Genomic DNA, 18,500 nt, shown 5'->3' on the forward strand with positions numbered 1-18,500 from the left:
CGACCTAGTTTGCCATCACACCTTATCTCATTACCCTGCGCAACCCTGAAGGTATTCGTTTGTGCCCCAGCCTGCGTGGGGGTGCTTGTTATGCCGGACGTTTGCTGACATAGCCGGGGTCATAGACCCGGCTATGAGCAAGCAACGCCCAAGCGGTGCGCGCCATCTTGTTGGCCAGCGCGACGATGGCTACATTAGTTGGGCGCCTGGCCAGCAGCGCCTCGACCCAGCGCGGTCGCTGCTTCGATCGAGTCACCACGATGCGTGCACCATGGATCAGCAGTTTGCGTAAATAGGGGTCACCACGTTTGCTGATATGACCAAGGTGAACCTTGCCGCCGGTGCCACTCTGGGTAGGTACCAGGCCCAGGCTGGCCGCGAAGGCTCTGCCTGAGCGGTAAGCCTGGGGAGATCCCATGGTGGCAACCAAGGCCGTGGCGGTGATCGGGCCAACTCCCGGAATCGCTTCCACGCATTGAGCTGCAGGCTCGGTCTTCAGCCATGCAGCAATCTCCCGCTCGGCCATCAGGATTTCAGCATCTAGCTGCCTGAGTCGTTCTAACTGACGAGATATCAGTCGCCACAAGGGCGCCGGAATGGTTTGCTCGATTTCGCTCAGTCGGGTGCGGATCTGCGCCATGCCGGCCTTGCGGCCAACGACGAAGTGCAGACCGTATTCGCCTAGCAGGCCGCGAATCTGATTGACCTGCCGCGTGCGGCTGTCGACTAGTTCCGAGCGAATTCGGTGCAGTCCCAGTAGAGCTTGCTGTGCCTCAGTCTTTACGGGTATCGCTCGCATCCCAGGTTGCTGCGCGGCTGTCCAGATCGCGCGCGCGTCGGCAGCATCGGTCTTATTGGTCCGCACGAACGGTCGCACATACTTTGGGTGAACCAGGATGGCTTTATGGCCCAGGCTGATAATCTTTCTTGCCCACCAGTGTGCGCCGCCACATGCTTCCAGTACCACTTTGCCGGAGCTCCGATTGCTCAGAAAGAGAATCAGTTGGGTGTTACTCAGGCGCCGGCTGTGAGTTTCTCCCGTCTCTGGATCAACCCAGTAGAGTTGGAACACGGACTTTGCAAGATCCAGCCCATATGTCGTAGCATTCATTTGGGCTCTCCTTACCTCAAGTGATGGTTCGGATCTTCACTTTGGCACATTGATGCCGTCGGTCAAGCGAGAGCCCCTGATCATGGAACTCCGCCAGTGTTACTGGAGGGCGGTGTTCATTCCATCTCCCCTGCCTTTAGGCTGCCTAAAGGCAGGGGATTCCCACACTTGGCGATGCACGTCCGCATCGGAGAATGTTCAGCGCAGCATTGGTATCACGGTCATGCACGACACCACAGCTACTACAGGTCCACTCTCTTATTCGCAGTCCTGCGATACCTTTCGGCCGCGTCGTGCTGTCTTTCGAACCGCACGCCGAACAGGACTGGGTAGAACCACTTTCGTTCACTTCCTCAAACGTGGCCCCGTGCGCAATCGCTTTGTAGCGGAGCTTGTCCCGGAAGGACGACCAGGATGCGTCGTAGACGCTCTTCGCCATCCTGGTTTTGGCGAGTTTCGAAGCCGACACGTTGCCGACTGCGATGTAATCGAAGCGCCGGACGAGATCGAGCGCGAGCTTGTGCTGGAAGTCGGCGCGGGCATTCGCCACCTTGGCATGCAGCTTGGCGATATGCCGCTTGTGCTTTCGCGCACGCTGCGCCTTGGCCAGTCTTTCGGCGGCATGCCGGCCAAACCGGTCATTGGAAAGCTTCTCGCCGGTCGAGAGCGTGGCGAAGTCCTTCAAACCAAGGTCGATGCCGACGCCAACTTGAATCGGGCGTGCCGGCACATCAGCCACCTCTATCACGATGTTGAGAAACCAGTTCCCGCGCGAATCCTGCGCAAAGTTTGTGCCGTCCTTGATCTTGCCTTCGGGCAACAGGCGGCTGTTGAACACGCGAAAGGTACTTCCGGCAAAGCGAAACGCCTCGCCCTCTCGTTTCAGATCGCGGCCCTTCAGGGGCACCCATCCGAGACACTTCCTGCCGCGGTATCGCAGGTAAGGACGGTGATGCTGGCTGCGCGATTTCGCGTACTGCTCGCACGTCGCGTTGACCGTGCCGGAATGGATGCCGAGCTCCTTGCTGCTACCGGTGGTCAGCACGTTCAGATCGAACCCGCTCGGCCACTTCTTACCCCATTTGAGCGCGTGCTTCTGCGTGTCATTGCAGAAGTTCCAGACGTAGTTCACCGCTCGGCTCTGCTTGTTGAGCAGGCCGTTGAGCGACTTCACCCGGTAGCGGTAGACGAGAATCATGCCGCACATTCTAACGTGGGAATGCCGCCTGCCGACGGCGCTCCTTTCACTCCCCGCCATGAATGGCGAGGTTTCTCGGAGCAAATCTGATGAAACCCTGGCGTGCTGGGCAACGTCAGCCTGTCGATGTTACTGGCGATGGCGCTGATGATCCTGCGGCTTTGGGAATTGTCCGCGCTGGCGCTGCCACTGCTGGCGATTCTCGCGGTGCAGGCGGCTGCCCGGTGCTATCGGATTTGCGGTCGAACAGCAACACCTTCAACGTCATGCACAGCGTAGCCAGCACGGCAAACAGCCAGCCGCTCCACACCGCGCCCGTCATGCCCACGGCGGTAATGAACCCGCCCGCCACCGCCGCGCCGGACACCACGCCCAGGTTGGCGGCCGAAATATAGAGGCTGGTGGCGAACTCTGGCGCTTCCGGCGCCGCGGAGGCGAGCCACATCTGGCTGACGATCAGGCCACTGGTATGCGCCGCGCCCCACAGAAGGCAGACCGCGATCATCGACAAGAAGCTGGCGCTGCCACAAGCGTAGAGCACGAGGTAGGCGCCGCCCAGCACCACCGGGTGCAGCAGCGCGGTCCGCGCCAGGCTCTTGCCCAGCAGCCTGCCGGCGAGCAGATTGCCCGCTACGCCGCCGATGCCGAAGACCACCAGCAGCACGCTGATTGTTTCGCCGCCCATGCCGGCCTCGCGCGCGAGGTACTCGGCCGCGTAGCTGTAGACCGAGAACATGGTGGCGAAGATGAGCACGGTGGCCAGCAGGTTGAGCCAGACGGGCAGCTTGCCCAGGATCGCCGACGGCCGGATGGTGGGCACGCCCTGCGCCGGGGCTGGCCGCTTTGCCTCATCCGGCAGCACGGCCAGCAGGCCGATGCCTGCCGCGGCGTTCACGGCGGCGCAAAACAGGAAAGACGCCTCGTAGGAAAAATGCGCCGCGATCCACGCCGTGATGGGCACGCCCAGCACCAGGCCCATGCTGGTGCCGACGAAGGCCATGGCCGTGGCATGCGTAGCCCGCTCCCGCGGGTACAGCGACACGGCTGCCGCGAACGCCAGCGAAAAAAACACCGGATGCAGCAGCGCGGGGACGATGCGCAGCGCCATCAGCGTGGCGAAGTCCGGTGCCCGGGCCGACAGCACGCTGCACGCGGCGAACACGAACAGCGCGCCCGCCAGCACCTTGCGCCGCGCATGGCGCGACAGCCACAGCACCATGAACGGCCCGCACACGGCCACCACCAGTGCGAACAAGCCGACCAGCCAGCCTGCCCGGGCCACCGTGATGCCGTAGCGTTCGACAACCGCCGGCAGGATGCCAACCACGCCAAACTCGATGGCGTAGAGGCCGAACTGGCCTAGCGCGATAAAGAACAGGGAGCGGCCGGCGTTCATGGCTGCATTTCCATTCCGGCCGCATAGACGGCATCGCGCAGGTCGGTCACGAAGCGGCCGGACATGCCTTCATACAAGGTGTTGGTGAACGCAACCACGCTCAAGGCCCTGGCGCGGTCGACGAACCAGGAATGACCGTAGGCGCCGCCCCAGCGCCAGGTTCCCGTGGATTCCGGCGAGCCCGCCATAACCGGATCGCGCAGGACCGAAAAGCCCAGGCCGAAGCCGGTGCCCGGCGCATCGGGCGGCCCCCATTCGCCGGTCTGGTTGCGGCCCATCTCCTCCACCCACGCGGCGGGGAGCAGGGGGCCGCCGCCCTGGCGCAGCGCTTCCAGTAACAGGAGCAGGTCGCCCGCGCTGCCCACCATGCCGGCGCCACCGGAGGGAAACGCGCCGGCGTCCAGGGCGCGCGCGGGGGCGAAGCGGATGCCTGCCGTGCCTTCAAGGACGGGGACCACATCCTGCTCGCGCATTCGGCGCGGCACCGGCGCGTGGTTGACGTAGGCGGTGGCCAGGCGGTCCGCATCGACGGCGGCAAAGGCGGTGTCGCGCATACCCAGCGGCCCCGTGACCAACGCCCGCACAGCGTCGCCCAGCGGTGCTTCGGAAACATGCTCGATCACGGCGCCGAGCACGTCCGTTGCCAGCGAATAGCCCCAGGCGGTGCCGGGCTTGTAGAGCAACGGCACGCTGGCAATGCGGCGCAGGTTCTCCGCCAGCGTGATACCCGGCTGGTCCATGCCGTCCGATACGCCGGCGCGGGCATAGGGCCCGTTGCCGTCGGCCTCGAAAAAGCGGTAGCCCAGCCCGGCGGTGTGGCTCATCAGCTGCCGTACCGTGATGGATGCGGGGCTGCCGTCGGCCAGGCATGGCGTGAACGCCGGCAGCCAGCGTGCCACTGCGTCGTCGAGTCCGAGCCGGCCTTGCGCCACCAGCACCATGGCGGCGGCCGAGATGATGGGCTTGGACACTGAAGCCAGGCGGAACAACGCATCGGCGCGCATCGGCAACGCCGCCTCGCGGTCGGCCAGGCCGGCGGCGCGGCTGTGGATCAGTTCGCCGTCACGGGCGACTAGCACCACGGCGCCGACCAGCCGTTGCTCGGCCAGGGCCTGGTCGATCGCCGCGTCGACGCGCGCGCGCAGGTGGGCAGGCGGTACGCCGTCGGACAGGGTGGAGGGGCGGGAGGTCATGCGCGTTTTCCTTCGTTGCGGGTTGCAAGGGATTGCAAGTACAAGCGAACGATAAGAAACATTCGAATCGGGAAAAAGTAGGCTAGAGTTCCTGGTTATCCGGACAGGGTTGTCCGTAATAAGCATGCCGGGAAAAATCCATGGACAGCCTGAGTGGCTTCACAGTGTTTGTGCAGGTGGCCGAGACGCGCAGCTTCGTGGCGGCTGGGCGCCTGATGGGCATATCGGCATCGGCCGTGGGCAAGAGCGTAGCGCGGCTGGAGGAAAAGCTTGGCGCGCGGCTGTTTCACCGCAGCACGCGCAGCATCACCCTGACGGCGGAGGGCGCGCTGTTCCTGGAGCGCAGCCGGCGCATCCTGGCGGAAATCGAGGCGGCCGAACAAGAGCTGTCCCGCGCGGCCGAGGCGCCGCGCGGGCGCCTGCGTGTCAGCCTGCCGCTGGTCAGCTCGCTGGTGCTGCCGGTGCTGGGCGACTTTATGCGGCGGTACCCGGAGATCGAGCTGGACCTGGACTTTACCGACCGGATGGTGGACGTGATCGAGGAAGGCTTCGATGCGGTCGTGCGCACTGGCGAGCCGACCGACTCACGGTTGTCGGCGCGGCGCCTCGGCGATTTCCGGATCCTGCTGGTAGCCGCCCCAGCCTACCTCGCACAGCGCGGCTTGCCCCGGCATCCCGCCGACCTGGCCGGGCATGCCTGCTTGCATTACCGCTTTCCTAGCAGCGGCAAGCTGGAAGCCTGGCCGCTGCGCCGCGACGCGTCGGACCCGGAGCCGCACCTGCCCACTTCCATGATCTGCAACAACATCGAGACGCGCGTGAGCTTTGCCCTGCAAGGCCTGGGCATCGCCTGCCTGCCGGACTTCGCGATCCGCGACGCGCTGGCCGACGGAAGGCTGCTCCCCGTACTCGGCGACTATGTGGAGCGCAGCGGCACCTTTCGCGTGCTGTGGCCGGCCAGCCGGCACCCGTCGCCCAAGCTGCGGGCGTTGATCGATTTCCTGGGCGAGCGGGTATTTCCGGGTGGCGGCACTGGACGCTGAGGGCCGTAGCTGGGCGTCGTCGCGCCGTTGCGCTGTCATTGAAACGTGCCAAACAAACGCGTAACCCAGCCAGCGCCGTAGAGCCCAAGGCCGAACATCCCGTGCGTGACGAGGCTATGAAGGCGCGCGGCGGCGGGACGCGGAGTGCGGCTGGCGGCGATGCCGGCGCCCATGCCCGGCTGCATCACAAGGAAGGGCGCCGCCACACTGCCGATGCCGACGATCAGCGCGGGGCCCAGCGTCGGATGACGGGCCCAGTCGAGGCCCCAGAGCGCGAGCAGCGTGGCCGCGAACGCGATGCCGGTCAGATAGTGGGCGATCCAGCCGATCAGGCGCTCGCCCCGGACGGGCGGCGAAGCGGCAATGGGATGGTGGCGAAAGCGCCCGCGTGTCAGGTGGGCAAGCCAGCGGCCCACCAGGCCGTAGTCCAGCGGAGGAATGCCGAGCATCCGCTTGCGGGCGATTGCCCAGATGTCCATCACCACTGTCGCACCCGCCCCGATCAGAGCAGCGCCCACCAGATAATCCATTGCCTCAGACATTGACTGCCTCCTTGGGTGCGCCTGACGCGGACGGCGCTCTGGCGCTGACCATCCAGCAGGCAGCGGTGTAGCGCACTTCGTCGCCGTGCACATAGGGATCAAAGGCGGCGCGGACGGTTTCGATGACTTGCGTGCGCGTGCGCTCGTCCGCATCTTCCAGGATCAGGCCGACGGGGCCGAGCCGGGTGAAGTAGCCGGTCAACGCCTTCTCCGGCAGGGTGCACCCGATATCGATCGGCTGGATGTCGATCCCGGTCCAGCCGCTCTCTTCCAGGATGGAAGCGACCCGATGCCGGTCTGCGAAGGCGAACTGTCCCGGCGCGCCAGGCTGGCGGGCAGGAAGGTTCGGCAGCAGCGGCGCCGCGGCGCGTTCGGCCGTCGTCATGAACGGGTTTTCCGCGGCACTGCGCCAGGCGAGGCACTGGAGTCCGGCGTCGTCGCTCGCGGCGCGCCGCAGGTTCGTGAAGGCCAGGACCGGGTTGTCGAAGAACATGACGCCGAGGCGCGAAATGATCATGTCGAAGCCGGCGGGCGCGAAGGCGTGGGTCTGCGCGTCGGCGCGGATGAAGCTCGCCGTCGTGTCTTCCTGTCTGGCGCGTGCGCGGGCGGCGGCGATCATCGGCTCGGAAATGTCGATGCCGGTGCAGTAGCCCTCGGCGCCGAGCTGCCGCGCAACGGCGAGCGTCGTGCTGCCCGTGCCGCAGCCGACGTCAAGCACCCGGCGCGCGGATCCGGCGCGCGCCACTTCGGCCAGCAGGTCTTCGAACGGCTTGAACATCTGGTCGAGCAACGCTTGCGACTCGACCCAGGCGCGTCCGGCGCGGCCGTTCCAGAGCGCCGTCTGCTCGTTTTCGGTCTGGTGCGTGACATCCATGATCGTCTTCCTTTGCTTGCCCTCAAGGAGCGGAAGCTAAACTATGCTAGTTCAAGTCGACTTGAGGTCAAGAGGGTGGGACAACTAGACATAGCCGAGGTGGCACAGCAATCCGGCGTTCCCGCGTCGACGCTGCGGTTCTATGAGGAAAAGGGACTGATCGCGTCCACCGGCAGGCGAGGGCTGCGCCGCCTGTTCGATGCCGGCGTGCTGGAACGGCTGGCGCTGATCGCGCTGGGGCGTGCCGCCGGCTTCTCGCTCGATGAAATTGCGCTGATGTTCGCGCCGGAGGGGCGGCCGCGCATCGACCGGCGGATGCTCGCAGCCAAGGCGGAGGAGCTGGACAAGACGATCCGCAGACTGAGCGCGATGCGCGATGGCCTGCGGCATACCGCTGCCTGCCCCGCACCGAGCCACATGGAATGCCCCACGTTCCGCCGCATCCTGCGGGCCGCCGCATCTGGCGTTGTGGGATCGCCAGGGAAGAAGGCTCCGCAGCCACCGCGGAACTAGCTCCAGGGTGGCGGCTAGCGACGACATCCCATGCGTCGCCTTGCCGCATTCCCACGCTGTCAGGCCGCTGGGTAGACTTGCGCGCCTTGGACGTTACTTGTACGAGTGGCGCGCCACCAGCTTCCGCGCCACTGGTTGATCCAGCGCCGCGCGGTCCGGCGTGCAACGGACGGATGGGCCGCCAGCAATTCGGCCAGCGTGACGCCTGTCTGGGAGGCCTGGATGGTCTGCAGTACTTCCGTGGCAGCGGACATTGGGGTGGCGCAGTTTGGTCGATTAGTGGCGCGCCGTTATGGTGCCGTTCGGGAAGCTGCGCCATTTTTCCGTACTGGGGATGCCGCAGTTCACGAAATACAACCACTTTTTCGTCACAAACATGCGCGATTCGATAAACCGCGCCACTTTTCAAACAGTAATTCTGGAGTGGCACCTTGCGGCTGGGTCAGGCCTGTCGACCCAACCCAGCCGAACTCGTCCATTACCCCAGCCGCGCCAGCTCCTTTAGCCGTTTACGGTGAGCCGCAACCTTGGCGCGGTTACCGCAGATCGCCATGCTGCACCATCTGCGGCCGTGGCCACGCGTGTGATCGGCAAACATCAGCGTGCACTGAGGACCCTCGCACGCTTTCACATGCGTAAAGTCTTCTTCACAAACGAGCTTCGCGATTGCCTCGGCTATCGGCATCAGCAACGACTCCGGCGAGCGCCAACGTCGAGTCGCACGTAGTCCGAAGGCCATTGACGCCCCTGGCGCGTTGGCAACGATCTCGCCATACCCTTCGTCCCGTTCTAGCAGGCGGTTTAGCGGTTCGAGCTCACGCAAGTCCTCGCCGACCAGCGGTCGTCCCTTCGTACGCTGGACAAATCCCCTGAGCCATTCCCGCAGACTTCGCGCCTGTGCAGCGACGCCATCGAGTTCACCTGGCATCGCCTCCGACCTTAGCGCCTCGAGGGTGCTGTGCGGCACCAGACCTGCCTGTTCCAGCCAGGACAGAAGACCTTCCCCATCACCGATCCAGTCGACTTGTTCACCCGTCGGCGTAGCAACCGAGTTCAGAAAATCAAGGCCCAGCGCATCGGCCACGAATATTGCGGGAAGGCGTTGGAAGTCCATCTCAAGTGACCTTGTGTGCAGTGTTGATGATGTTCATGGTAACCGCTCAAAAGCGTCTTGACAAGTTACAATCCAATAAACTAACCTTCTTGAAATTGTTAGAGAGGTTACATGGATCGGCGGTGTCGCGTGTGCCTTCCAAGCGACTGGACGATTTAATGGCCGAGAAATGCCTCGTGGACACCTGAAAGCGGTGTTCGTGCATAGCGTCTCGGCGGCCGGATCGCGTTGGAGGAGGGTGATTGGCGGTCGTGCGGCGCGAGGCGTCAATGGAATCGCCGCACGGTTGCCGCTGACATCGAGCGCTGAAGACTTCGCCGCACTGGATAGAGCGCTGGAACGAATCGGACAGCCAGTTCTGCTTGTCGGTGATGCGTATGCTGGAAAGCGGAGGCCGCTTTGGATGGTGGCAGCCGTTTCCAACTTGTTTTAGCTATTGGAAACGTTACAACTCACGAGAGAGAGCGTCATGACCCCTATGTCCTATCGCCACGCCGACGTCGACGGCTTCAAGGTGTTCTATCGAGAAGCCGGTCGTGCTGATGCCCAGAAAGTGCTGCTCCTCCACGGCTTTCCAAGCGCGAGCCACATGTTTCGGGACTTGATCCCGCAACTGTCGGACCGCTTCCATATAGTTGCGCCGGATCTACCCGGGTTCGGCCGGTCGGATATGGCGGCCCATGACACGTTCGCCTACACGTTCGACAACATTGCCAACGTGATTGGCCGGTTTACCGAAGTGATCGGGTTTGATCGCTTTGCCGTCTACGTATTCGACTACGGCGCGCCGACGGGTTTCCGGCTTGCGCTGAAACATCCTGAGCGTATCACCGCGATCATTTCCCAGAACGGCAATGCTTACGAGGAAGGACTGAGCGAAGGCTGGAACCCTATCCGGGCCTATTGGCGAGATCCTTCGCAGAGCAACCGTGAGGCACTTCGAGCCCTGTTGACTCCGGAAACGACAGTCTGGCAGTACACGCACGGGGTATCTGACACGGCTTCCGTATCGCCGGACGGCTACTCGCTCGATAACTTTTACTTGGGCCGTCCCGGTGCGCACGAGGTTCAACTCGACCTGTTTGGCGACTACAAAAGCAATGTCGCGTTGTATCCCGCGTTTCAGCAGTATTTCAGAACGCACAAGCCGCCGTTTCTAGCTGTTTGGGGGCAGAACGATCCGTTCTTCCTGCCAGCTGGCGCTACGGCATTCAAACGTGACATCCCTGGCGCGGTGGTGCGCTTCTTCGATACGGGCCACTTCGCCCTTGAGACACATGCGCCAGAAATCGCTGCGGCGATACGTGACTTTCTTGTTAGTTGAAGTGTGGGTGTTTGGTCGATATGGAACGGCCAAACACACCAATCAAATTGATTGTTCAATCAAAGGAGACGCCCCATGCGTGCAATCGTGATCGAAAAGTTCGGTGGTCTGGATGGCCTTGTGTACACAGAGTTGCCCGAACCTGAACCGCTGGCAGGCCACGTGGTAATTGAAATCAAGGCATTCGGCATCAACCACGCCGAGATGCATATGCGGCGTGGCGAATGGGCCGAAGCTGCAAAGGTAAGCGGCATCGAATGCGTCGGGGTGGTGAAGTCGTGCCCCGGCGGCGAGTTCCCTGTTGGGGCGAAGGTCGCTGCATTGATGGGAGGTCTCGGTCGAACCATCAACGGGAGCTATGCGGAATACACGCGCGCACCGGTGTCCAACGTGGCATTGATTGAGTCCAACCTGCCGTGGTCCGAACTGGCGGCCATCCCCGAAACCTATGCAACGGCATGGACCTGCCTGTTTCGCAATCTCGATATCTCGGAGGGACAGACGTTAGTCATCCGGGGTGCGACTTCATCGTTTGGACAGGCGGCGGTGAAGCTGGCGGTCAATGCCGGTGCGCGGGTCATCGCAACAACACGCACTCGCGAGCGTTTCGAGATGCTGGAGGGTCTGGGCGTGGCACGTGTCGAGCTTGAGGGATCGGACCTTTCGAAGCGAATTGCCGAGGCAAAGCAAGTTGACGCGGTACTCGACCTCGTCGGCAACAGCGCCATTCTCGATTCGCTGGCGATGCTGCGACGGGGTGGCCGTGCCTGCCTTGCGGGCTGGCTGGGCGGCCTAGCTCCGATCGCCGACTTCAACCCACTCCTACAAATGGCGAGCGGCGTGTACCTGACCTTTTTCGGTAGTTTCGTCTTCGGCACTCCGGGTTTTCCGCTCTCCGACGTACCGCTTCAGAAAATCGCAGAAGACGTTGCCGCCGGCCGTCTCAAGGCGAAGCCATCCCGGGTGTTCGGCTTCAATCAGATTCACGAGGCGCATCGGGTGATGGAAGCCAATGAAGCCGGCGGAAAGATGGTGGTCGTTCACTGAAGAGACATTGGTTTACCCAGACCGGGAAAAATGAGATGTCCACGAAGGTAGTGATCGTCACGGGCGCCAGTCAGGGCAGAAACGGCGGAGGAGCGAACGTCCGCAAGTACGGGCGGGCCTCGCCCGGCGTGGCTCGTCCTCTTGCGGCAAGACGCACGGCCGCCATGGCTGCCTGTGCCAAAACATGCTTAGGGGGAATCCCGTACCTCTGTGCAAGCCGCTGGTGGCTCGCGTCGGGCACGAACACCTCGCGCGCTGGTTCGAGTTCGAGTCAAACGGCCACCCCGATGGTGCGAGGATGCTTGGCGTCAACGCAGGGCTGGGCTATCTCATCTTCGACACGCGCGACCGGCTGGCCTACTCGGAATTGCTGGCCACGGTGCTGGTCATCGGCCTGCTCGGTTTCGCGCTCGATGCGCTGGCGCGCTGGCTGCATCGGTGGTGGGTGCCGTCGTAGGGCCATCGGCCTTTGCGGGAAGGGGGCGCCGCCCCGGTCAGGCGGCGCTCCCCCCGTTCAGCCGAGCGGGTCCGCGCTCACTCCCATGGCCGGGTCGCTCACCGTATGCTTGCCCGTTTCCACCCGTCCGGCAAAACGCCGGTAGAACGCGGGGTCGCTGTCGCATGTCACCGCGAAGTCGTACCACTGGCCGCTGTCCGCCAGGGACCAGTGCCTGGAGTCGGCGCCCTTGCCGGCGACCTTGACTGGCCACGGACCGTCCTTGCGGTAAGCCTGCGGCGTGATGGTGAAATTGCAGGCCTTGTCGCCGGTGTTCATCAGCTCCGCATAGACGTCGCCATTGGCGATGTCATAGCACACGCGGATCTCCGGCGCGGCGCCGGTGTCGGCGATCCGGCTGGTATCGCCCTTGAAGTGCCGATGGTAGCCATTCGGGCCGATGACCCAGAGGTCGTACATTCCAAGGTTGTCCTGGCGCGCGTTCCAGGTGTCGCTCAGCAATTTCCCGGCTTCCACGACGTAGCGCCGCGGCAGGCGATCGAGCTTGTAGCGGTCGTAGACGTGGAACACCGCGGCCTGCGAGCCCGTGTTGGAGAACACCAGTTCCACCACGCCCGTGGCGTTGCAGCGGGCGCTGGTGTGCAGCTCGTAGGGCAGCGCGCGCGAGGGACGCGTGCCGCTGGCCTGGATCGGCAACTGCATGTCCAGCGGCAACGGCACGGCGGGCAGCGCTTGCTGCGCGTTGCGCAACTGGTCCGCCGCGGCGCGCGTGCTGCGGCCGTCAAGCGTGGGCAGGGCTTCGTCGTTCGGTGTCTTGAAATTGAATGCGCTGGTCAGGTCGCCGCAGACGGCGCGGCGGAACGGGCTGATGTTGGGCTCCGCGACGCCAAAGCGCGCCTCCAGGAAACGCAGCACCGACGTGTGATCGAACACTTGCGAGTTGACCCAGCCACCGCGGCTCCACGGCGAAATTGCGAACAGCGGCACGCGCGGACCCGGACCGTAGACGCGGCCATCCGCCGCCGGCTGGCTGCTGCTGCCTGCCGGCGCGGGATGGCTGAAGTACTCGGCACTCATGTCGGCATCGCCGAGCGTTGACTTCCCGGCCAGCGACAGGTCGGCGTTGCGTGACGGCGCCGACGGCGAGGGCATGTGGTCGAAGTAGCCGTCGTTCTCGTCGAAGTTGACCAGCAGCACGGTTTTGCTCCACACCTCGGGCACGGCAGTGAGCGCATCCAGGACTTCCTGCAGGAACCACGCCCCCTGCACCGGGCTGGACGGCCCGGGGTGCTCGCAATAGAGCGAAGGCGCGTTCATCCAGCTCACCTGGGGCAGCTTGCCCTCGCGGATGTCCCGCTTGAACGCATCCAGGTAGCTCTCGGGGCCGATCCCCGGCAGCGTATTGGCGATGCCCTTGTAAAGCGGGTTGGCGGCATTGTCCGTGGCAGCGTCGTAGGCGTGGTACGGCAGGGCCTGGCCGGTATTGGCATAGGGTACGCCGGGTGCGCCGCCGCTGGATACCGGGAAGCCGGACGCAATGTTGGCGAGGCGGAACGGCCGGAACGCGCCCAGCATGTTGTCGCCCCATTCGTCCGGCATGTTCTGGTACGAGATCCAGTTGATGCCTGCTTCTTCCAGGCGTTCCGCATAGGTTTTCCAGGTGTAGCCCCTGTTGGCCGTGGCAGGCAGGCCGTCGATCCAGTCCCACTCGTTATTGACAAAGGCAACGCCGGCGGCGGCGCCGTTGGTGCCGGTCAGGTGGAAGGAGCGGTTGGCATCCGTGCCGGTATGCATCGAGCAGTGGTACGCATCGCAGAGCGTGAACGCGTTGGCCAGCGCGAACTGGAACGGGATCTCCTTTTCCTTGAAGTACCCCATCGAGGTGTCTGTCTTATGGGTAGGCCAGCTTGCCATGCGCCCATTGTCCCAGGCTCTCTGGCTGTCCACCCAAGCGTGCGGCGTTCCAGCGGCGCGCTGCGCGTTGTTGGCGCTGCCGTCCAGGTGATAGGGCGTGAGCACGGCGCCGTTGGTACGCTGCTGCTGCCATACCTTGCGGCCGTTGGGCAGCGGGATGGTGAACCTGTCGCCGAAGCCGCGAACGCCCTTGAGCGTGCCGAAGTAGTGGTCGAACGAGCGGTTCTCCTGCATCAGGATGACCACATGCTCGACGTCCTTGATGGTGCCGGTGGCGTTATTGGCTGGGATCGCCAGCGCCTTGCGGATGCTGGGAGGAAAGGCCGCCAGTGCTGCCGCGCCAAATCCGGCGCCGGTGACTGTCTTTAGAAAATTACGGCGTGAGTTCATCTTCTGGTTTTGTGCTCGTTGGATTCTTGGTCGTGGTTCAAGGCGCGCAACGCATATCCCGGGCGGCGGGTTTCTCGGGCTTCTCGGGCTCTGTGGTGCCCGGCGTCGAGGGGTTTGCGGCTGACGTGTCGGTGCCATCATCGCCGCATGCAGTGAGCGTCGCGGCCGCGATCAAGATGGCGGCAAGCGGTCTTGCAAGGCTTTTGGGAAACATGGGGAGCTTGATGAATGTGAAGGAAATAAGTCGGCTTGTTTGCCAGGCATGACAATCGGGAAGTCGCGAGTGTAGGAAGGGGATGTGACAGGGGCGTGAACGGATAGGCCTGCGGATCTGCCTGAATCCTGCCGGCGTACTTTGCGAAGCGGATCGCGACGCGCAGACGAAAAAAAGCCCGCGGCTAGGCGGGCTTCGTGGGAGCAGGGCGGCGCGGAAGGCTTACCGTGGCGCGCCGGCGGTCAGCATGGTGCCGAGACCGCCTGGAAACCAGGGTTAATCCAGCTTCGGCAGCATCTTGGCCGGATTGAGCAGGTTCTTCGGATCCAGCGCCCGTTTGACTTGCCACATCAGTTCCAATTCAACCGGCGACTTGTAGCGCTTCAGGTCGTCGCGCTTGGCCACGCCGATGCCGTGCTCGGCGGAGATCGAGCCGTTCTCCGCGTGGGCCAGCGTATCCACCGCCTCGGAGATCGGCGCGTACCACTGCCCGAGGAACTCCGCCGCGCTCCGGTCCTTGGGACGCAGCGGGTTGAAGTGCACGTTGCCGTCGCCCATATGGCCGTAGATCACCATGCGCGCGGCGGGCTCCAGCGCCAGCACCTTGGCCGAGGCGTCGCCGATAAACGCGGCGATGCGCGACAGCGGCACCGAGACATCGCACTTGATGCTGCCGCCGGTGCGGGTCTGCGCGTCAGAGATTTCCTCGCGGATGCGCCAGAAGCGCTGGGCGTCGGCCATGCTGGCGGCCACCGCTGCGTCCAGCACCAGTTCCTGCTCCAGTCCGGCCTCGAGGATTTCCATCAGCGTGGCGTTGAGGCTTTCGTTGCTGCCGCCGGAGGTGAGTTCGATCAGCACCATCCAGTCGTGCCGGGCGGGCAGGGGCGAAGCCACGTCGCCCAGGTATTCGAGCACCAGTTCCAGCGCGGGCGCGGAGATCAGCTCGAACGCCGTGACGGCCTGGCCGCCGATCTGCTTGGCCACGCCCAGCAGGCGCACGGCCGCTTCCGGGCCTTGCACGGCCACGAAGGCGACGGCGCTGGCGCGCGGCTGCGGCATCAGCTTGAGCACGGCGGCGGTGATGATGCCGAGCGTGCCTTCGGAGCCGATGAACAACTGCTTCAGGTCGTAGCCGGTATTGTCCTTGCGCAGGCCGCGCAGGGACGAATAGATGCGGCCATCCGGCAGCACCGCTTCGATGCCCAGCACCAGGTCGCGCATATTGCCGTAACGCAGCACGGCGGTGCCGCCCGCGTTGGTGGCGAGGTTGCCGCCGATCTGGCAGGAGCCTTCTGAGCCGATGCGCAGGGGGAACAGCCGCTGCTCCTGTTCGGCCGCGGCGCGGGCCGCGTTGAGCGTGACGCCGGCCTGCACGGTCAGGGTGTCGTTGATGGTGTCCACTGCCAGCACGCGGTTCATGCGGCCCAGGCTCAGCAGCACCGCGGTGCCGCTATCGTCGGGCACCGAGCCGCCCATCAGGGAGGTGTTGCCGCCTTGGGGCACCACCGGCACGCCATGGGCATGGCACCAGGCCATGACCTGGCTGACCTGCCCGGTGGTCGATGGCATGACCACCACCCGGGCCTTGCCGCGGTAGATGCGGCGGTAGTCCGTGACATAGGACTCGGTGTCGGCATCGCCGCTGAGGCAGGCGCCGGCGCCGACGATGGCTTGCATGGCCGCCAGCGTGGTGTCGGGGGAGGTTTGGGAGTCGGTCGGCATGTGGGCGTGCTTTGTTGTTGAAGGGGCGGCGCGGGATTCAGTAGGCGGCGGACGGGCCGGCCGCGGGCGTGGCGCAGGTGCCGATGAAGTCCGCCGCCAGCCGGCGCGCGGCGCTAGCATATACGAGTACGTCCACGCCGGTCGCCACGAAGGTGCAGCCCAGCTCCAGGTAGCGCCGTGCCAGCTTGGGGTCGGAGGTCAGCGTGCCGGCGGCCTTGCCGCTGGCGACGATGGTGCGCATGGCGCCCTCGATGGCGGCCTGCACCTCGGGGTGGCCGGGGTTGCCGCGATGGCCCATCGAGGCGGCCAGGTCGGCCGGGCCGATAAAGACGCCGTCGACGCCGTCCACGGCGCAGATGGATTCCAGGTTGCCCAGGGCCGTCACGGTTTCGGCCTGCACTAGCAGGCAGATTTCATCGTCGGCCACGGCGAGATAGTCGGTGCGCGCGCTCCATTGCGATGCCCGGCCCACGGCGCTGCCCACGCCGCGAATGCCCAGCGGCGGATAGCGCGTGGCGCTGACCAGCGCGGCGGCCTGCCCGGCGGTATCCACCATCGGCACCAGCAGGTTCTTCGCGCCGATATCCAGCAACTGCTTGATCAGCGCCACTTCGCCCGCCACGCAGCGCACCACGGGCTGCGAGCGGTAGGGCGCGATGGCCTGCAGGGCGTGCAGCGTGGCGTGGAGGTCATTGGGGGCGTGCTCGCCGTCGATCAGCAGCCAGTCGAAGCCGGCGGTGGCCGAGACTTCGGCCAGGTAGGGCGATGCCATCGAGAGCCACAGGCCGACCTGGGGCTGGCTGGCCGCCAGCGCGGCCTTGAATGCATTGTGTACGGGCATGTTGGTTCCTGTGTGTCGTGGGCCGGGTGCCGCCGCGCTCAGCCGAGCTGGCCCTGGCAGAGATATTTGGTGTGCATGTAGTCGTCCAGCCCGTGGCGCGATCCCTCGCGTCCGTAGCCGGATTCCTTGACGCCGCCGAACGGTGCGGCCTCGGATGCGATGGCGCCTTCGTTGATGCCGACGATGCCGGTTTCCAGCGCCTGCGCCACGCGCCAGATGCGGCGCACGTCGTTGGAGTAGAAGTAGGCGGCCAGGCCGAACGGCGTGTCGTTGGCGTCGCGGATCACTTCGTCTTCGCTGGTGAAACGGAAGATGGCCGCTACCGGGCCGAAGGTTTCCTCGCAGGAAAGCGCCATTTCCGGGGTGGCATGGGTCAGCACGGTGGGGGCGTAGTAATGCGGGCCGTCAGCGAGGCGCACCCGCTCGCCGCCGGTGATCACGCGCGCGCCCTTGGCGACCGCGTCTTCCACGTGGCGGGCGATCTTGTCCACGGCGCGGGCGTTGATCATGGGGCCGATCTGCGAGGCTTCCTCGGTGGCGGGGCCGACGTGCAACGCGGCCACGCGCTGGGCCAGCCGCGCCACGAAATCATCGTGCACGCCGGCCTGCACATAGACGCGGTTGGGGCAGACGCAGGTCTGGCCGCCGTTGCGGAACTTGGAGGCCATCAGGCCGTCGACGGCGGCATCGAGGTCGGCGTCGTCGAACACGATGAAGGGTGCGTTCCCGCCCAGTTCGAGGGATAGCTTTTTCAGCGTGCCGGCGGATTCGCGGGCCAGGTGCTTGCCTACCGGCGTGGAGCCGGTAAAGGTGATCTTGCGTACGCGGCCGTCTGCCAGCCAGGTGTCGACCACGGCCGGGGTGTTGGCGCGCGAGGCGGTGACGATGTTCAGGACGCCCGGGGGCAGGCCCGCTTTTTCAGCAAGGTAGACCAGGGCGAGCGCGGTCAGCGGCGTGTCTTCGGCCGGCTTGGCGACGACCGTGCAGCCGGCGGCCAGCGCCGGGGCGATCTTGCGGGCGATCATGGCGAGCGGGAAGTTCCATGGCGTGATGGCTGCCACTACGCCTACCGGTTCCTTGAGTACCAGCATCTTGCGTCCAGGGACGGATTCGGCCACGATTTCGCCGCTGATGCGGGTGGCTTCCTCGGCGAACCATTCCACATAGGAGGCGCCGTACTGGACTTCGCCGCGGCTTTCCTTGATGGGCTTGCCTTGTTCGGTGGAGATGATCCGGGCGAGGTCTTCCTGGTGTTCCAGGATCAGGGCGTGCCAGCGTTTGATGATTTGCGCTCGTTCGCGGGCTGTGCGGCGGCTCCAGGTTGGGAAGGCGGCTGCGGCTGCGTCGGCGGCCTGGGCGGCGTCCTTGGCGGTGCTGTCGGGGACGGAGGTGAAGGTGGCGCCGGTGGCGGGGTTGCTGACTTCCAGGCGCTGGCCAGTTTGGCTGGCGGTCCATTCTTGGCCGATCAGGTTTTGGGTGCGGAGGAGGGCGGGGTGGTTGAGGGAGAGCATGGCGGCGTCTTTGGCGTCTGTTGGGCTTGATTGGTGGCTGTTGACTTCAACGTCAACGGCTTAAAGTCAAAGGCAGTCTCACCACCCCCCTGCGGG

The 18,500-nt window shown here is 64.8% G+C and carries 16 protein-coding genes and 2 pseudogenes; 7 read left to right on the plus strand and 11 right to left on the minus strand.

What is annotated here, in order from left to right:
* Positions 1-88: 88 nt before the first annotated feature.
* Together ACZY0R_RS14180 and ACZY0R_RS14185 are read right to left on the minus strand one after the other, a co-directional pair.
* On the minus strand, positions 89-1,111 hold the full coding sequence (locus ACZY0R_RS14180) for an IS110 family RNA-guided transposase (protein WP_488857956.1): 1,023 nt from the start codon (positions 1,109-1,111) through the stop codon (positions 89-91).
* Between the two features lie 145 nt (positions 1,112-1,256).
* Positions 1,257-2,309: an RNA-guided endonuclease InsQ/TnpB family protein gene (locus tag ACZY0R_RS14185; protein ID WP_488858992.1), complete on the minus strand. Its 1,053-nt coding sequence runs from the start codon at positions 2,307-2,309 to the stop codon at positions 1,257-1,259.
* A 147-nt stretch (positions 2,310-2,456) separates the two neighbouring features.
* Between ACZY0R_RS14185 and ACZY0R_RS14190 the strand changes: the two genes are divergently transcribed.
* Entirely contained in the window at positions 2,457-2,588 is a 132-nt protein-coding gene (locus ACZY0R_RS14190; protein ID WP_488859695.1) for a hypothetical protein, read from the plus strand.
* Here ACZY0R_RS14190 and ACZY0R_RS14195 read toward each other — a convergent pair.
* Both ACZY0R_RS14195 and ACZY0R_RS14200 read right to left on the minus strand, forming a co-directional pair.
* Positions 2,566-3,705 (minus strand): annotated as a pseudogene (locus ACZY0R_RS14195) (MFS transporter); the annotation flags it as partial. The gene ACZY0R_RS14190 and the pseudogene ACZY0R_RS14195 overlap by 23 nt on opposite strands.
* Complete coding sequence (locus ACZY0R_RS14200) at positions 3,702-4,898, minus strand: serine hydrolase domain-containing protein (protein ID WP_488858993.1); 1,197 nt, start codon at positions 4,896-4,898, stop codon at positions 3,702-3,704. The pseudogene ACZY0R_RS14195 and the gene ACZY0R_RS14200, both read right to left, overlap by 4 nt.
* 140 nt (positions 4,899-5,038) lie before the next feature.
* On the opposite strand from ACZY0R_RS14200, the gene ACZY0R_RS14205 reads away from it, so the two are divergent.
* Positions 5,039-5,941, plus strand: a complete 903-nt coding sequence (locus tag ACZY0R_RS14205; protein ID WP_488858994.1) for a LysR family transcriptional regulator — start codon at positions 5,039-5,041, stop codon at positions 5,939-5,941.
* A gap of 35 nt (positions 5,942-5,976) precedes the next feature.
* On the opposite strand, the gene ACZY0R_RS14210 is transcribed toward ACZY0R_RS14205, so the two are convergent.
* Positions 5,977-6,483: a DUF2938 domain-containing protein gene (locus ACZY0R_RS14210; RefSeq protein ID WP_488858995.1), complete on the minus strand. Its 507-nt coding sequence runs from the start codon at positions 6,481-6,483 to the stop codon at positions 5,977-5,979.
* Positions 6,476-7,357 carry a class I SAM-dependent methyltransferase gene (locus ACZY0R_RS14215; RefSeq protein WP_488858996.1) on the minus strand — a complete coding sequence of 294 codons (882 nt, stop codon included), beginning with the start codon at positions 7,355-7,357 and terminating at the stop codon, positions 6,476-6,478. The genes ACZY0R_RS14210 and ACZY0R_RS14215 overlap by 8 nt, the downstream gene beginning before the upstream one ends.
* Positions 7,358-7,432: 75 nt before the next feature.
* On the opposite strand from ACZY0R_RS14215, the gene ACZY0R_RS14220 reads away from it, so the two are divergent.
* On the plus strand, positions 7,433-7,870 hold the full coding sequence (locus ACZY0R_RS14220; protein WP_488858997.1) for a helix-turn-helix domain-containing protein: 438 nt from the start codon (positions 7,433-7,435) through the stop codon (positions 7,868-7,870).
* A gap of 478 nt (positions 7,871-8,348) precedes the next feature.
* On the opposite strand, the gene ACZY0R_RS14225 is transcribed toward ACZY0R_RS14220, so the two are convergent.
* On the minus strand, positions 8,349-8,984 hold the full coding sequence (locus ACZY0R_RS14225) for a CGNR zinc finger domain-containing protein (protein WP_488858998.1): 636 nt from the start codon (positions 8,982-8,984) through the stop codon (positions 8,349-8,351).
* A gap of 469 nt (positions 8,985-9,453) precedes the next feature.
* Between ACZY0R_RS14225 and ACZY0R_RS14230 the strand changes: the two genes are divergently transcribed.
* The 3 genes and pseudogenes from ACZY0R_RS14230 to ACZY0R_RS14240 form a co-directional block, all read left to right on the plus strand.
* On the plus strand, positions 9,454-10,308 hold the full coding sequence (locus tag ACZY0R_RS14230) for an alpha/beta fold hydrolase (RefSeq protein WP_488858999.1): 855 nt from the start codon (positions 9,454-9,456) through the stop codon (positions 10,306-10,308).
* 75 nt (positions 10,309-10,383) lie between these two features.
* Positions 10,384-11,355, plus strand: a complete 972-nt coding sequence (locus ACZY0R_RS14235) for a zinc-binding alcohol dehydrogenase family protein (protein ID WP_488859000.1) — start codon at positions 10,384-10,386, stop codon at positions 11,353-11,355.
* 292 nt (positions 11,356-11,647) lie between these two features.
* Positions 11,648-11,812 (plus strand): annotated as a pseudogene (locus tag ACZY0R_RS14240) (ABC transporter permease); the annotation flags it as partial.
* Positions 11,813-11,869: 57 nt separating this feature from the next.
* Here the strand turns inward: ACZY0R_RS14240 and ACZY0R_RS14245 are convergent.
* Positions 11,870-14,116 (minus strand): phosphocholine-specific phospholipase C, encoded by a 2,247-nt coding sequence (locus ACZY0R_RS14245; protein WP_488859001.1) that lies wholly within the window; start codon positions 14,114-14,116, stop codon positions 11,870-11,872.
* Here ACZY0R_RS14245 and ACZY0R_RS14250 point away from each other — a divergent pair.
* Positions 14,107-14,382: a hypothetical protein gene (locus ACZY0R_RS14250; RefSeq protein ID WP_488859002.1), complete on the plus strand. Its 276-nt coding sequence runs from the start codon at positions 14,107-14,109 to the stop codon at positions 14,380-14,382. The two genes, ACZY0R_RS14245 and ACZY0R_RS14250, sit on opposite strands and share 10 nt — an antisense overlap.
* Before the next feature lie 224 nt (positions 14,383-14,606).
* Here the strand turns inward: ACZY0R_RS14250 and ACZY0R_RS14255 are convergent, their stop codons facing one another.
* The 3 genes from ACZY0R_RS14255 to ACZY0R_RS14265 all read right to left on the minus strand — a co-directional run bounded on the left by ACZY0R_RS14255 (position 14,607) and on the right by ACZY0R_RS14265 (position 18,404).
* Positions 14,607-16,007, minus strand: coding sequence for an FAD-binding oxidoreductase (locus ACZY0R_RS14255; RefSeq protein WP_488859697.1), 1,401 nt, complete (start codon positions 16,005-16,007; stop codon positions 14,607-14,609).
* 82 nt (positions 16,008-16,089) lie between these two features.
* Positions 16,090-16,893 (minus strand): 4-hydroxy-2-oxoheptanedioate aldolase, encoded by an 804-nt coding sequence (gene hpaI, locus ACZY0R_RS14260; RefSeq protein WP_488859004.1) that lies wholly within the window; start codon positions 16,891-16,893, stop codon positions 16,090-16,092.
* 38 nt (positions 16,894-16,931) lie between these two features.
* On the minus strand, positions 16,932-18,404 hold the full coding sequence (locus tag ACZY0R_RS14265) for an NAD-dependent succinate-semialdehyde dehydrogenase (protein WP_045242781.1): 1,473 nt from the start codon (positions 18,402-18,404) through the stop codon (positions 16,932-16,934).
* Positions 18,405-18,500: the final 96 nt, after the last annotated feature.

This window comes from Cupriavidus sp. F041 (assembly GCF_057814235.1).